Raw genomic sequence first — 14,509 nt, forward strand, 5'->3', positions numbered from 1 at the left:
AGTGGCAACGGGGCATCGCAAGAGAGGCACGCGGCGCTTTGGCGCGGCGCGCGGGCCAACAGCACGCCGGACACCCCCGGTCCGCGGCGCAAATCTTGGCAATTTGCCAAAAAAAGAGCATATTAGCCGCCGGGATCACCCTATCACAGCCCATTTATCGCCACATTGGAGGCGCATCACATCAGCAACTCTCTGCGGCGCGCGGCCCCAATCTGGCCCGCAACCGCCGCCTTACGGATGGAACTGCGATGTCTCTGGCCCCTCAAACCATGGCCGCCCCTTTGGCCCCGGAATGCCCGTTTACCGGCTCGCGCATGCGCCCGCATCTCAGCGTGCCCTTTGACTGGCGCCGCCCTGAGGATCACCGCTCATGGGATATCTGGTGGGATGATCAGGCCGAATACGGGCAGGTTCATCCGCGCCCGCGGCCGGTTGATGTGGCCGCTTTCTACGATATTGACGCCTATTACACCCATGCCGAACGCCAGCGCTTTGACCCCGCCGAAGAGGCGCGGATGGTCGGCTGGCGCGGCAGGGTATTGAGTTCATTGGCGTTTCGCTTTGAGAACGGTGCGGAACCGACGGCGGAATGGTGGCGCTCGGTGGTGCCCAAGGGCGCGCGCAACGGGCTTGAGATCGGCTGCGGCAATGGCGATAGGATGATAACCTATGGCCCGTTTCTGGACCTCGTCTGCGGCGTGGAGCCTGATCCGCGCGCGGTTTCAGCGGCGCGGGGCAACGGGTTGAAAGTGTTTGAAGGCACCGCCGAGGCGCTGCCCGTCGATGTCACCCAAAGCACCTATGATCTGATCGTTTTCGCGCATGTGTTGGAGCATACGATTGATCCGGTGCAATCGCTGCGCAACGCCGCCGCGCTGCTATCCGACAACGGGCTGATGTCGATTGAAGTGCCGAATAATGATTGCATGGGTGCGCGGATGATGGGGCCGGCATGGCGCTGGCTGGATGCGCCGCGGCATTTGAATTTCTTTACCGCCGAGAGCCTGCAAACCTGCGCCGAGGCGGCGGGGCTGAAGGTGCAGGCGGTGCTGTATCGCGGCTATGTGCGCCAGTTCACCCATGACTGGATCGTCGATGAGGCGCGAATCACCGCGACGATGCAGGGACGGGCGATGACCCAAGCGGATGTGGACCGGCAATTGCGCCATTCGGCAAAGCTGCTGGCGCGTTCGGCGCTGGCCGCACCGGGGCATAAATACGATTCCGTGCGGGTGTTGTGCACCCGCGCCTAGGGTTAAGGCGCAGGTGTCGCGTGGCCTTAGGGCGCGACCACCGTGCAGGGGCGATCGCGGGCGGTCAGGCGGGTGCAGGCGAGCGCGGCTTGCTCCTCTGACAGGCTGTGCACTTCGGCCAGCCAGCCGCCCCGTTGCGAGGATACGCGGCGCACGCCGGTGCCCAGCGTCGCGCTTTCCGAGAGTGCCAGTCGCAGCAGCACCCGCTCGGCATCAAACCGCGAACCATAAGAGCCGACCTCAACCGCCCAGACGCGCCCGCCCGAGGTGGACACCCGCGTGACAATCTCGGGCATCGGCGGTTCCGGCGCGGGATCATCCTGCGCGCTGGTGGTCAGCACGATGGAATGCGAGAGCACCGGATCGCTGGGAATTTCATCGGCAAGCGCGGCCAAAAGCTCTTCGTCACGCCACAGAATACGCCCGTCATCGCCGACCAAAAGCGCGCCTTCGGCGGGTTCCAACGCCGGGGCGGGTGGTAAATCTGACGTGATTTCAGCGGGTTGCTCCGGCAGCGCGGTGGTGGCGATCGCGGGGGTGTCTGCGGCAGAGGCCTCGGACGAGCCTGCCTCGGCGGCGGCGATATCAAGGGTGATCGGCGGCAATCCGGGGATCGCGACGCGGCCATTTTCGATACCAACCGCGGCGATGGCCTCGGGCGTATGCTCGAATTGCACCGGCGCGCTGTCGATCAAAGGCGGCGCCTGCGCCACATCCGCCACCATATTGGCGTCTTCGCTCAGCGACGCCAAAGCCAACGCAGAGTCGTTGGGATTGGCCTCGGAGCGGGTGGCGGCGACGCTTTCGACGATCACCTCGGGGCGCTGCGCGGGGATCGGCGAGACGGCCAGAGCGGCGAGCGCGGCGGCGGCCTCATCGGGCGTGGCCTCACTGGTGGCGACGGCGACCGCTTCGGCGATCAGATCGGCATCTGCCGTCTCGGCATGCGCGACCTCGGTGACTGTGGATTCGGCGGCAGATTCGGAGGCGGCTTCGACGGCAGCCTCGGCGAGGGCGGCGGCGGCGAGGTCGGGCTCATCGGGCGCGCGGATCTCGTCGATCACCCCGTCGATTTCATCGCGCAGGGCCGCAATTAGCGCCTCGGGCGGGGCCTCGTCGGGCTGTTGCGGGCGGGGCTGCGGGAAGCGGCTGGAGGTCGGCGCGGTTTGCAGGCGAATCACTCGCCCTGCCGGCACGCCCGAGCCGGAATCCTCGGGCAAACGCGCGTAATCGGGCCGGTCCGGTCGCCGTGTGGCGGCGCGGCTGGGGGCGCGGCGGAAGCCGGTGTCCATCAGTGAGACCACCTGCTCAAACCGGTGCGTCGAGGAGCGCGCGCCCATCACGGTGACCAGAATACGCACGTTTTCACGCTCGGCCATGGCGGTCAGATTATAGCCCGCAGCGCTGGTAAAGCCGGTTTTCAGACCGTCGGCGCCGCGATAGCCGTTGAGAAACCGGCGGTTGGTATTGCGCACGGTGGCAATGCCCGCGCTCTCGCTGCGCCGCGAGAAGAGGTTGTAATACTGGGGAAAATCGAAATAGAGCTGCCGCCCCAACATGCTCATATCGCGGGCGGTCGACAGATGCCCCTCTTGGGTCAAACCGTGCGGATTGCGAAAATTGGTGCGCGTCATGCCGATCGCCAAAGCGGTGCGGTTCATCCGCCGCGCAAAGGCCGGAACCGAACCCTCGACCGCCTCGGCAATCGCTGCCGCCGCGTCATTCGCCGAGCGCAGGGCGGCGGCGCGGATCAGATAGCGAAACGAGATCGTCTGCCCCGCCCGCAACCCCAGACGCGATGGCGGCTGCGAGGCCGCATGGGCCGAAATCCGCACCCGTGTATCAAGGCTGATCTCGCCATTCTCCACCGCCTCGAAGGCGATATAGAGGGTCATCATCTTGGTCAGGGATGCTGGATGCAACCGTGCTGTCGAGTTGCGCGACCGCAGGATTTCGCCTGTACGCACATCCATGATCACGGATGCAAATGGTTGCGCGGCCACTGAAATTGCGCTGGCGGATACCAGCAATGCCGCACAGAATACTGCTGCGCTGAGCGCGCGGAATACGCGACGCCAACGCCGGAACTGCGCTGTCACGTGTCTGCCCTTTGCCTCTCGCGCAGGTGTTTGGCCACCCGCGTCGTTTACTGCTATCGCAAAGGCTAGCATGAGCGCGCAATCAAGAAAACCCCCTGTAATTCAAGAGGTTTCGATTGATTCTTAAAGCTCTCTACATGTGGCGGTTGAGCGGCAATCAACCACCAGATATCAGCTGCCGTTCAGCGCCTGCAAAAGGTCAGGCAATTCGCTGAGGGCGGAAATCTGCTGATAGCGCGGATTGCCCTTGGGCGGGTCCGCACGCTCGAGCGCCCACTCGCGGCCATGGGGCACGAAAATCCCCCAACCGCCTGCTTCGATGGGAGGAATCACATCCGAGGCCATGGAATTTCCGGCCATTAGGGCGGTATGGGCGCCGTCGCCATGGCGGGCGAAAATGCTGGCATAGGCCTGCGGGGTCTTGTGGCTGACGATCTCGACCGCGTCAAAACGCGCACCAAGCCCCGATTGCGCAAGTTTTCTCTCTTGATCCAAGAGATCGCCCTTGGTGATCAGCACCAGCCGGTAGCGCCCCGCCAAAGCGGCGATGGTCTCCTCGACGCCGGGCAGGAGTTCAATCGGATGCGAGAGCATCTCCTGGCCCGCGGCGATGATCTCGCCGATCACATGGCCGGGCACCTTTCCCTCGGTGATCTCGACCGCGGTTTCAATCATCGACAGGACGAAGCCTTTGATTCCAAACCCGTATTGCCCCAGATTGCGCCGCTCGGCGGCGAGCAGGCGTTCGGCCAGATGTTCGGGCGCGGCGTGATCGGCAAGCAGCGCGGTGAACCGCTCATGGGTCAATGAGAAGAACCGCTCATTGTGCCAGAGCGTGTCGTCGGCATCGAGGCCGATGGTGGTGATCGGCGCGGTTATCGCCGCTGATTTAACCATGATGCGCCCCCGTCTCGCTGTTGCCCTCTGCCGCGTCGCCGCATGTTTCGGGCGCTAGGCTTTTCTTGCGCGCCCAGCACGCTATATACTGGGGTTGAACCGAATCTGACAGTTAAGGCCCGCATACAGATGGATTTCATTGCCACCATGTCCGCCACCATGTCCATAGCCATGCGCCCCAGCATGTCTGGCGAGGATGATGACGGCCCCGGCACCGGCGAGCCCAATGTTGCCGTCAAGACCCGCAGTCGCACGCAGCGGCCGCCGATGTATAAGGTCTTGCTGCTCAACGATGATTACACGCCGATGGAATTCGTGGTCCATGTGCTGGAGCGGTTCTTTGGCCTCAATCACGCGCAGGCCTTCGAGATCATGTTGACCGTGCATAAAAAGGGGCTGGCGGTTGTCGGCGTTTTCAGTCACGAGATCGCGGAAACCAAAGTGGCGCAAGTGATGGATTTCGCCCGCCGACACCAGCATCCGCTGCAATGCACCATGGAAAAGGAGTAGGACGCGCGCGTCCTTCGATGATCATGTCGCACTCTGACCCGGCCCCACGGGCCCTGCGGCTGGAGCTTGCGCTCTCGGCCGGTCTTGCCCTGCCCGACACCGGCGATATCGCCGTTTTCCACCCTCGCTCGGGCGAACAATTGACCCCGTTGCCGCGTGAGCGGGTGGTGATTATCACCCCGCATGCGCCTGATTTCGCGGTATTTTCCGCGCAGGGCTACCGCTGTGTGAAAGCCGCCGAAGGGCGGTTTGCGGCGGCGCTCATCTGCCTGCCGCGCGGGCGTGACGAGGCGCGCGACATCATCGCCAGCGCCAGCGGTGCGACGGAGGGGCCGGTGATTGTCGATGGACAAAAGCACGACGGCGTCGAAGCGGTGCTGCGCGAATTGCGCGGCCGGGTTGAGTTGAGCGAGGCGATTTCAAAAGGCCACGGCAAGATTGCCTGGTTCGCCGCCGCCGCAAGTGCATTTGCCGATTGGCAGGCCGAAGCGGGCAGCTGTGCCGATGGTGCCGGGCGCGAGTATCGCACCCTGCCCGGCTTGTTCTCGGCGGATGGGGTCGATCCGGCCTCGGCGCTTTTGGCCGGTGTGTTACCCGGTGGCCTCAAAGGCGTGGCGGCGGATTTCGGCGCGGGCTGGGGGTATCTCTCGGCGCAGCTTTTGGTGCGCGCTCCCGGATTAACCACGCTGCATCTGATCGAAGCCGACGCCCGCGCGCTGGATTGCGCGCGCCATAATGTCACCGATCCGCGCGCCCAGTTCCATTGGGCCGATGCCACCGTGCCGATCCCGCGACTGGCGCTGGACGCGGTGATCATGAACCCGCCGTTCCATTCCGGCCGCGAGGCGCGCCCGCAATTGGGCGCGGCCTTCATCCAGGCGGCGGCGGCGATGTTGAAACCCTCGGGCCAGCTCTGGTTGGTGGCGAACCGGCATCTGCCCTACGAATCCACCCTCGCCTCGGCGTTCCGCAAGGTCACAGAATTGCCCGGCGCGCCGGGGTTCAAACTGTTCCACGCCGAGGCACCCTTGCGCGGCAAACCCGGTGCGGCGGGGAAACCCGGCCGCAGTGTTAACCGTAACGGACGCAGGTCATGAGCTTTTCGATTTCCGGTAAAACCGCGATCATCACCGGCGCGGCGGCGGGGATTGGCCATGCGATTGCGCGGCATTTTCTCGATCAAGGCGCCAATGTGGTGTTTGCCGACCAATCCGAAAAGCGCCTGAAGGCCCGCTGCGACGATCTGGAAAACCACGATAACGCCTTGTTCTTTGTCGGCGATCTGTCGGAAAAGCTGAATGTTGCCAATCTGTTATCCGCAACCATTGATGCCTTTGACCGTGTCGATATTCTGGTCAATGCCGCGCGTCTGTTCAGCACCACCGACCCTTTGGACCCGACCGATAACAGTGTCGAGCAGTCGCTGAACCAGAACCTGCATGTTGCCCTGCGGCTCAGTCAGGCGGTGGCACGGCGGATGATCACCCAGGCTGAAACCAAGGAAGAGGACGACGCGAGCGAGGCGGGGACGATTGTGAACCTCAGTTCGCTGGCCGCCAATCGCACGCAGCCCGAGTTGCTGGCGTTTTCGATCAGCAACGCGGCGCTGGAACAGATGACCCGCTCGCTGGCGGTGTCACTGGCGCAAAACAATATTCGGGTGAATGCGATTGCCGTGGGGTCGGTGATGTCGGGCAGTCTGCGCGATGTGATCGCCGACAATCCCGACTATCGCGACACGATCAAAGCGGGCACGCCGATGCAGCGGATCGGCACCGCCAAAGAGGTCGCGGAAGCGGCGCAATTCCTCGCTTCCTCGGCCTCGAGTTTTGTCACCGGGCAGATCATCGGTCTGGACGGTGGGCGTTCGGTGCTGGATACGGTGCAGCGACCGGCGCACTGAGGTCTGGCCCTTTGTTTCTGGCCGGCGAGGCGTCAGGCCCTATGCCGGTCAGAAGCGTTCAATCAGCCGGTTGAGATACTCGCGCTCCTCTTCGGGGCGTTCGAGTTCCGCCGAGCGGCGGCGGATTTCATCAAGCAATTCGCGAGCCCGCTCGCGCGGGTCTTCACCCGGCACTACAGATCCAGTCTCGCCGCCGTTTTGCGAGGCACCGCGTTCGCGCCCCAATGGATCGCGGCCGGTGCCATCGGCCTCGCCTTGGCGCGGATCGCCCTCCCCCGCCGTGCGTTCGCGTTGGTCAGCGGCCTGCGCGTCGCGGAAATGGCGCAGCCCCTCGCGCATCGCATCGAGAGCCTCGGCCTGACGCTCCAGCGCCGCGCGGGCGTCGCCGTCTTCCAGCTCCTCGGCGGCGCGTTCCATCGCCCGCTCGGCCTGTTCCAGCGCATCCAATCCCGCATCCGCCTCGGGTGAGCCTTCGCCGGGCACATCGCCCAATTGCTGCTCGCGCAATTGCTCACGCAGGGCCTGCTGGCGCTCGGCCAATTCGCGCATCGCCTCCTGCGCATCCTGTGTCGGCGCAGAGGGGTCTTTGCCGGTGCCCGGATTGTCGCCGAACTGGTCTTGCAGCTCGCGGAAGGTCTGGTCGGCCAGCCCCTGTTGATCGCCCAGAGTGTCGCCCAGATCCTGCAGCGCCTGATCGCCGGGCATCGGATCGCCGCCCTCGCCGCGGGTCATTTGCAGGTTCTCCAAAAGCGCGTTGAGCTGTGCCATCAGCTCGGCGGCCTCCTCCATCTGGCCCTCTTCCATCAGCTCCTGAATGCGGTCCATCATCTCCTGAATCTGGTTTTGCGAGACCTCCATGCGCTCGTCTTCGCCGCGGTCACGCTCATCGCCGCGATCCTCGTCGGCGGGGTCCATTTGCTCGGCCAGCATCTCCATGTAATCGCGGGTGGCCTCGCGCAATTCATCCATCAACTCGGCGATTTCATCGGGCGAGGCCCCGTCGCGCATCGCCTCATCGAGCCGTTCTTGCGCACGGCGCAGGCGTTCGCGGGCATTGGCCAATTCGCCCTCTTCGATCTGCAGCGCCAACTCCCAAAGCTGCGCCGCCAACTCATGGCGCGCCTCGGGCGTCCATGTGTCGGCGTCGAGCCGCACTTCGATGAAATCCACCGCCGAGCGGATCAGGCGCGGCGCATCCTCAAAGCGAAACGCGCCCTGCGAGCGGTTCAGCATTGCCCGCATCAATTGCGCCGAACGGCGGGCGTTATCGCGGTTCCACAGAAGATCAGCGCGCAGTTCGGCCAGCGCCTGCGCGGCGGGTTCAAAGAAGCGGCGGCCGGGCAGGATCGCCATTTCGGGCGCGCTGTCGCCGGTCTGGCCCGCCGCGTCGCCAACGCTCAATGCGATGCGCACCGGCTGATGCGCCCAAGGGTGCAGCGAGAGATCCTCGCGCAGGGTCTCGGTGAAATCGCTGCGCCCGCCGGTGATCGGCATCGGCAATTGCAGCCGCAGGGGATCGCGCGGCTCGGGCGGCAGCGCGCGGCCATGGCTGCGGTCAACTGCTTGTAAATCCAGCGTGATTTCGGCCTCTCCGGTGATCACACCGTAGTCATCCTGCACCGCGAAAGGCTGCTCCATGATGCCGCCGCGGGCGCGGTCCATCGGGCCGGCCATGGTCACGGAGGGCACCGCGTCCACCGCGACGACAACCTGCCATTCGCGGCCATTCGCGCCGTCGATGGCCAAGCGGCCCGAGCGGCGCGCGTCGAATTCCAGCGCCTGCCCGCTGTCGTCACTGACCACGCCGTCATCCAAAGATTGCGCCAGCGTCAAGGCGCCGGGCGCGCCGTAAAACCGCAGGATCACGCGGCTGCCCTGCGGCACTTCGAAACTGTCGCGGGTGATTTCATTGAGATAGAGGCCGGGGCGTCCGGTATAGGCGGGCGGGGTGATCCAGCCCTCCCACGAGGGGCCGATGGCCGCACCGGCGCTGCCCGGCAGACCCGAGAGCGCGCCCTGCTGCCCGGGCACCGCAAACAAGAGCGCCACACAGCCCGCGGTCAGCGCGACGAGGCGCAGCGCGGCGGGATCGCGGCGCGCCAGATCGGGCGCTGGCGGCACCGCGCGGGCCTTGGCGGCGCGTTCGGCCATACGGGTGCGATGCGCCGCCCAAAGCGCCGCCGAGGCTGCATCCTCGGCGTTGATCGCCTGTGTATCGCCCAAAGCGGCCAAGGGGCGTCCCGCCAGCGTCTGGTCCAGCCGCGCCACAGCCTCAGCGCGGGTGGGAAAGCGAAAGCGCCACAGCCCGAGGGCCAGCGTCACCACCACCGATAGCAGCACCGCCCCCGCCACCCAGAGCGAGAAATCTCCGGGCAGACGCGATTGCAGATCAAACGCCCAAGCCACCGCGCCGAGGATCATCAGCGAGGCGGGCAACCACAGCGCCTGCAACACCCGTTCGACCAGCAATCCGGCGCGCGTCAGGACCAGCGCGCGGGCAGCGGGGGCGAAGGGATCATCGGACACTATCGGTTCCTTTTACAGGGCTCGGGTGAAGATCGGGTTAAAGCCACTCGGGGAGTCTATCGCGGGCGATCATCTCCTCATAGCTCGGACGCGGGCGAATGACCGCAAAGTGATCGCCCGAGACCATCACTTCGGGCACCATCGGGCGGGTGTTATATTCGGACGACATCACCGCGCCGTAGGCCCCCGCCGAGCGAAACGCCACGCGGTCGCCCGCCTGCAATGCGGGCAAGGCGCGTTGTTTGGCGAATGTATCGCCCGATTCGCAGATCGGCCCGACCACATCCACCGGCTGCATCGGCGCGCCCGCTGCGGGTTCGATCAGCGCGTCGATATCGTGATAGGCGCCATACATCGCGGGGCGGATCAGGTCGTTCATCGCCGCATCGACGATCAGGAATTCGCGGTCCTCGCCGGTCTTGCGGTAGATCACTTCGGTGACCAACACGCCAGCATTGCCGGAAATCAGCCGCCCCGGTTCGATCTCGATCTCGCAACCCAGATGGCCGAGCACGCGCTTGACCATGGCGCCGTAATCCGTGGGCAGCGGCGGTGCTTCATTCGAGCGGGTATAGGGAATGCCCAGACCGCCGCCGAGATCGAGCCGGTCGATTTTATGGCCATCGGCGCGCAGCACTCCGACCAGTTCGGCCATCTTGGTATAGGCGGCCTCAAAGGGGGCCAGATCGGTCAACTGGCTGCCGATATGCATATCGACGCCAACGATTTGCAGCCCCGGCATGGTCGCGGCACGGGCGTAGATCTCGCGCGCGCGGCTGATCGGCACGCCGAATTTATCACCCTTGCGGCCGGTCGAGATTTTCTCATGGGTGCCTGCATCCACATCAGGGTTCACCCGCATCATGATCGGCGCCTTGACGCCCAGAGCACTGGCGACCTGCGAGAGCGCCTCGAGTTCAGGCTCGGATTCGACGTTGAACTGGCGGATGCCGCCCTCCAGCGCGTGGCGCATTTCCTCGCGGGTTTTGCCGACGCCCGAGAAGACGATATGCTCGCCCTTCACGCCCGCGGCTTTGGCCCGCATATATTCGCCCATCGAAACCACATCCATCCCCGCGCCGAGGTTCGCCAGCAATTTGAGCACCGCGATATTGGAATTGGATTTCACCGCAAAGCAGATCAGATGCGGCAGCGGCGAGAGCGCCTCTTGGAACAGTTGGAAGTGACGGGTGAGCGTGGCGGCGGAATAGCAATAAAACGGCGTGCCCACAGCCTCGGCGATGGTGGAGAGTGCCACATCTTCGGCGTGCAACTGCCCGTTTTGATAGAGAAAATGGTCCAAGAGAGCCCCCGATTAGGCGAAAGAGAATGTCAATTATACGATAACTGGTGATTGTCTGACATCTGTCACGGGTCACCGCTGATAGCATGCGGCAATTGCCCAAGAAGACCCTATGCAGCATCACCCGAAGAGATAGGCCGGTGCCGCAGTGCCGCAAGCCCCGATCCCGCGCGGGTTAGGGCGCGTCGTTCCAGAACTCGGTCAGATCGATGCCACCGGCGACCCGTGGCGGATCGGCGGCCCCGCATCCGGCCAGCAGCAACAGCCCCGTCGCTGCGGCCCAGAAGGCTTGTTTCATCCCAACACCTCTTTCCAGCGCGCGATATGCAGACGCACCTGATCCGGCGCCGTGCCCCCATAGGAGACCCGCGAACGCACCGAGTTGTCTACACCCAAGACGCCGAAAACCTCAGAAGTGATCGCCGCATGCACCGATTGCATCTGTTCCAGCGTCAGATCCGGCAGGTCGATGCCGGCGTCCTCGGCCATTTTGACCAGCGATCCGGTGACATGATGGGCGTCGCGGAACGGCAGGTTAAGTTCGCGCACCAGCCAGTCGGCGAGGTCGGTGGCAGTCGAGAACCCCGAAGCGGCGGCGGAGGCCAGCGCGTCGGTGTTGGCGGTCATATCGCGCACCATCCCCTCCATCGCGGCGAGGCCCAGCATCAGGTTGTCGGCGGCGTCAAAGGTCAGCTCCTTGTCTTCCTGCATGTCCTTGGAATAGGTCAGCGCCAGCCCCTTCATCACGGTAAACAGCGCCACATTCGCCCCCAGAATGCGGCCCAGTTTGGCGCGCAGAAGTTCGGCCGCATCGGGGTTCTTTTTCTGCGGCATGATGCTGGAGCCGGTGGAAAACGCATCGGACAGGCGCACAAAGCGGAACTGCGCCGAGGACCAGATCACCAGCTCTTCGGCAAAGCGGCTCAGGTGCATCGCGCAGATCGAGGCCGCGCCGAGAAATTCCAGCGCGAAATCGCGGTCCGAGACGCTGTCGAGGCTGTTGGCGGTGGGCCGGTCAAAGCCCAGTGCCGCCGCCGTCGCGTGGCGGTCGATCGGAAAGGAGGTTCCGGCCAGCGCAGCTGCACCGAGGGGGCATTCGTTCATCCGCCGCCGCGCGTCTTCAAAGCGGGATTTGTCGCGCGCCAGCATCTCGACATAGGCCAACATATGGTGGCCCCATGTGACCGGTTGCGCTGTCTGTAGATGGGTGAAGCCCGGCATCACCCAATCGGCGCCCGCCTCGGCCTGCCCCAGAAACGCCCGCATCAGCGCCTCAAGTCCGGTGATCGCGGCGTCGCATTGCTCGCGCACCCAGAGGCGGAAATCGAGCGCCACCTGATCATTGCGCGAGCGCGCGGTGTGCAGCCGTCCGGCGGGCTCGCCGATCAGATCGCGAAGCCGCGCCTCGATATTCATATGGATGTCTTCGAGCGCGGGGCTGAAGGGGAAATCTCCGGCCTCGATCTCGGCCTTGACCTTGGTCAATCCGGCGTCGATCGCCTGCTGGTCGGCCTCGGTCAGAATGCCCTGCGCGGCGAGCATCGCGGCATGCGCGCGGCTGCCGGCGATATCCTGCGCATAGAGCCGTTTGTCGAACCCGATCGAGGCGTTGATCGCCTCCATAATCGCGTTCACACCGCCCGCAAAGCGGCCGCCCCACATGCTGTTTGCGCCGTCAGTCATTGCCGTTCCCCAATCATTCATTCCGCGACGGTATACGCGCCTCGCGCAAAGCACGCAATCGACCCCGCGCGCGGATTTCCTGACGGGTTTTCTGCTGCGATTCACTTCGTGTTAACGCTCTTGCGGCAGACTGGCTGAAACGCTGCGAGGATTGGTATGACACAGATTATTTCAGACAATATTTCCGCCCCGCCCGCTGGCTTGGAGTCTCCCTTTGCTGTGGCCGAGGATATGCGACGCGAGCAAACCATTGAAATGGTGCGCAAAGCTCTGGATCAAAGGCGCGCGATGCTGGCGTTTCAGCCGGTGGTGCAGGCGCGGATGACCAACCGCGCCGCCTTTTATGAGGCGTTTATCCGCATTCTCGATGAAAAAGGCCGGGTGATTCCCGCGCGCGACTTTATGGGCGCGGTGGAAACCAATGAATTGGGACGGCGCATCGACTGTCTGGCGCTGCAGATGGGGCTGGTGGCGCTGTCGAAAGAGCCGACGATCCGTCTGTCGGTGAATATGTCTGCGCGTTCAATCGGTTATCCGGCATGGCTGGCAACGCTGGAGCATGGTCTGCGGGTCGATCCGTCGATTGCCGAGCGGCTTATTTTGGAGATCACCGAAAGCTCGGCGATGGTGATGCCCGATCTGGTGACGGTGTTTATGGCCGATATGCAGGCGCGCGGCATTTGCTTTGCGCTTGATGACTTCGGCGCCGGGTATACCGCCTTTCGCTATCTCAAGGATTTCTATTTCGATATCATTAAGATTGACGGGCAATTTATTCGCGGCATCCATGCCGACCCCGACAATCAGGTGCTGGCACAGGCGCTGGTCTCGATTGCGCGGCATTTCGATATGTTCACCGTCGCCGAATCGGTCGAATCGGCCGAGGACGCGCGCTATCTGGTCGATATCGGGGTCGATTGCCTGCAGGGCTATTACTTTGGCGTGCCCTCAACCGAGGCGCCGTGGCTGACATCCAAGCTGGCAAAAATGGCCTGACGCGGGGCCGTAAACCCCCGCGTTGCAGCCCCGCGTTTCCGCATCGCAGCATTGATTTGAGACAGCGGCATTGATAGTGTTCCCCATGTCTGCGCCGCCGGTGAGGCCGCGCTTTTGTCAAGAGGAATATCAATGACCAATGTCGTTATCGTCTCTGCTGCGCGCACTGCCGTAGGCTCTTTCAACGGCAGTTTTGCCAACACCCCGGCGCATGATCTTGGCACCGCCATGATCGAGGCGGTCGTTGCCCGCGCGGGTATCGACAAGGCCGAGGTCTCGGAAACGATCCTCGGGCAGGTGTTGACCGCCGGTCAGGGCCAGAACCCCGCCCGCCAAGCCGCAATCAACGCCGGACTGCCGCAAGAGGCTTCGGCCTGGGGCATCAATCAGGTTTGCGGCTCGGGCCTGCGCGCCGTCGCGCTTGGCGCCCAGCATATCCAGCTTGGCGATGCCGCGATCATTATCGCCGGTGGCCAAGAGAATATGTCGCTGTCCAACCATGTCGCGCATCTGCGTGCGGGGCATAAAATGGGCGACGTGAAATTCATCGATTCGATGATCAAAGACGGGCTCTGGGACGCGTTCAACGGCTATCATATGGGCCAGACCGCCGAGAATGTTGCCAACCAGTGGCAGATCAGCCGCGAGATGCAGGATGAATTTGCGCTGGCCAGCCAGAACAAGGCCGAAGCGGCGCAGAAAGCCGGTAAATTCGCCGATGAGATCGTGCCCTTCGTGATCAAGACCCGCAAAGGCGAGACCGTGGTCGATCAGGATGAATATATCCGCCACGGCGCGACGCTGGAAAGCATGCAGAAACTGCGCCCCGCCTTCGCCAAGGAGGGCAGCGTGACTGCGGCCAATGCCTCTGGGATCAACGATGGCGCCGCCGGTGTGATGCTGATGTCGGCCGAGGAAGCCGAGCGTCGCGGGCTGACCCCGCTGGCCCGTATCGCCTCCTATGCGACCGCCGGTCTGGACCCGTCGATCATGGGCGTCGGCCCGATCCATGCCTCGCGCAAAGCGCTGGAAAAAGCCGGCTGGAAAGCCGCCGATCTGGAACTGGTCGAGGCCAATGAGGCATTCGCGGCGCAGGCCTGCGCGGTGAACAAGGACATGGGCTGGAACCCCGAGGTGGTGAACGTCAACGGCGGCGCGATTGCTATCGGCCATCCGATCGGTGCCTCGGGCGCGCGCATTCTGAACACGCTGCTGTTCGAGATGAAGCGCCGCGACGCCAAGAAGGGTCTGGCGACGCTGTGCATCGGTGGCGGCATGGGTGTCGCCATGTGTCTTGAGCGGTAAGGCATCGGGCAATGACCTTGGCATTAAGCCTCGG

At 64.0% G+C, this 14,509-nt stretch carries 12 protein-coding genes; 6 read left to right on the top strand and 6 right to left on the bottom strand.

Features of this window, described 5'->3' with window-relative positions:
- The first annotated feature begins 248 nt into the window (after window positions 1–248).
- Window positions 249–1,253: a class I SAM-dependent methyltransferase gene (locus tag DDE20_RS03090; RefSeq protein ID WP_116556953.1), complete on the top strand. Its 1,005-nt coding sequence runs from the start codon at window positions 249–251 to the stop codon at window positions 1,251–1,253.
- A 26-nt stretch (window positions 1,254–1,279) separates the two neighbouring features.
- Here the strand turns inward: DDE20_RS03090 and DDE20_RS19175 are convergent, their stop codons facing one another.
- Window positions 1,280–3,256, bottom strand: coding sequence for a serine hydrolase (locus DDE20_RS19175; RefSeq protein ID WP_338066501.1), 1,977 nt, complete (start codon window positions 3,254–3,256; stop codon window positions 1,280–1,282).
- A gap of 267 nt (window positions 3,257–3,523) precedes the next feature.
- The gene (locus DDE20_RS03100; protein ID WP_116557241.1) at window positions 3,524–4,231 is read right to left on the bottom strand and encodes an HAD family hydrolase; all 708 of its coding nucleotides are present in this window, start codon (window positions 4,229–4,231) and stop codon (window positions 3,524–3,526) included.
- Between the two features lie 201 nt (window positions 4,232–4,432).
- Between DDE20_RS03100 and clpS the strand changes: the two genes are divergently transcribed.
- Genes clpS through DDE20_RS03115 form a run of 3 tightly spaced genes read left to right on the top strand, consistent with a single transcriptional unit; the run spans window position 4,433 to window position 6,662 of the window.
- A complete protein-coding gene (gene clpS, locus DDE20_RS03105) occupies window positions 4,433–4,759 on the top strand; it encodes an ATP-dependent Clp protease adapter ClpS (protein WP_116557242.1) in 327 nt (108 codons plus the stop codon).
- Between the two features lie 23 nt (window positions 4,760–4,782).
- Window positions 4,783–5,856 (top strand): class I SAM-dependent methyltransferase, encoded by a 1,074-nt coding sequence (locus DDE20_RS03110; protein ID WP_116557243.1) that lies wholly within the window; start codon window positions 4,783–4,785, stop codon window positions 5,854–5,856.
- Window positions 5,853–6,662, top strand: a complete 810-nt coding sequence (locus DDE20_RS03115; RefSeq protein ID WP_116556954.1) for an SDR family NAD(P)-dependent oxidoreductase — start codon at window positions 5,853–5,855, stop codon at window positions 6,660–6,662. Before DDE20_RS03110 ends, DDE20_RS03115 begins: the two co-directional genes overlap by 4 nt.
- Window positions 6,663–6,710: 48 nt before the next feature.
- On the opposite strand, the gene DDE20_RS03120 is transcribed toward DDE20_RS03115, so the two are convergent.
- From DDE20_RS03120 to argH, 4 genes are all read right to left on the bottom strand, one after another.
- A complete protein-coding gene (locus DDE20_RS03120) occupies window positions 6,711–9,188 on the bottom strand; it encodes a DUF4175 domain-containing protein (protein ID WP_116556955.1) in 2,478 nt (825 codons plus the stop codon).
- Window positions 9,189–9,225: 37 nt separating this feature from the next.
- A complete protein-coding gene (gene lysA, locus DDE20_RS03125; RefSeq protein ID WP_116556956.1) occupies window positions 9,226–10,491 on the bottom strand; it encodes a diaminopimelate decarboxylase in 1,266 nt (421 codons plus the stop codon).
- A 175-nt stretch (window positions 10,492–10,666) separates the two neighbouring features.
- On the bottom strand, window positions 10,667–10,789 hold the full coding sequence (locus tag DDE20_RS19320; protein ID WP_276308518.1) for a hypothetical protein: 123 nt from the start codon (window positions 10,787–10,789) through the stop codon (window positions 10,667–10,669).
- Window positions 10,786–12,174: an argininosuccinate lyase gene (argH, locus tag DDE20_RS03130; RefSeq protein WP_116556957.1), complete on the bottom strand. Its 1,389-nt coding sequence runs from the start codon at window positions 12,172–12,174 to the stop codon at window positions 10,786–10,788. Before argH ends, DDE20_RS19320 begins: the two co-directional genes overlap by 4 nt.
- A 156-nt stretch (window positions 12,175–12,330) precedes the next feature.
- Between argH and DDE20_RS03135 the strand changes: the two genes are divergently transcribed.
- Window positions 12,331–13,170: an EAL domain-containing protein gene (locus tag DDE20_RS03135; protein ID WP_116556958.1), complete on the top strand. Its 840-nt coding sequence runs from the start codon at window positions 12,331–12,333 to the stop codon at window positions 13,168–13,170.
- Window positions 13,171–13,302: 132 nt separating this feature from the next.
- Window positions 13,303–14,475 carry an acetyl-CoA C-acetyltransferase gene (locus DDE20_RS03140; RefSeq protein WP_116556959.1) on the top strand — a complete coding sequence of 391 codons (1,173 nt, stop codon included), beginning with the start codon at window positions 13,303–13,305 and terminating at the stop codon, window positions 14,473–14,475.
- Window positions 14,476–14,509 lie beyond the last annotated feature (34 nt).

It is taken from the genome of Pararhodobacter oceanensis (assembly GCF_003076755.1).
Taxonomy (GTDB): domain Bacteria; phylum Pseudomonadota; class Alphaproteobacteria; order Rhodobacterales; family Rhodobacteraceae; genus Pararhodobacter; species Pararhodobacter oceanensis.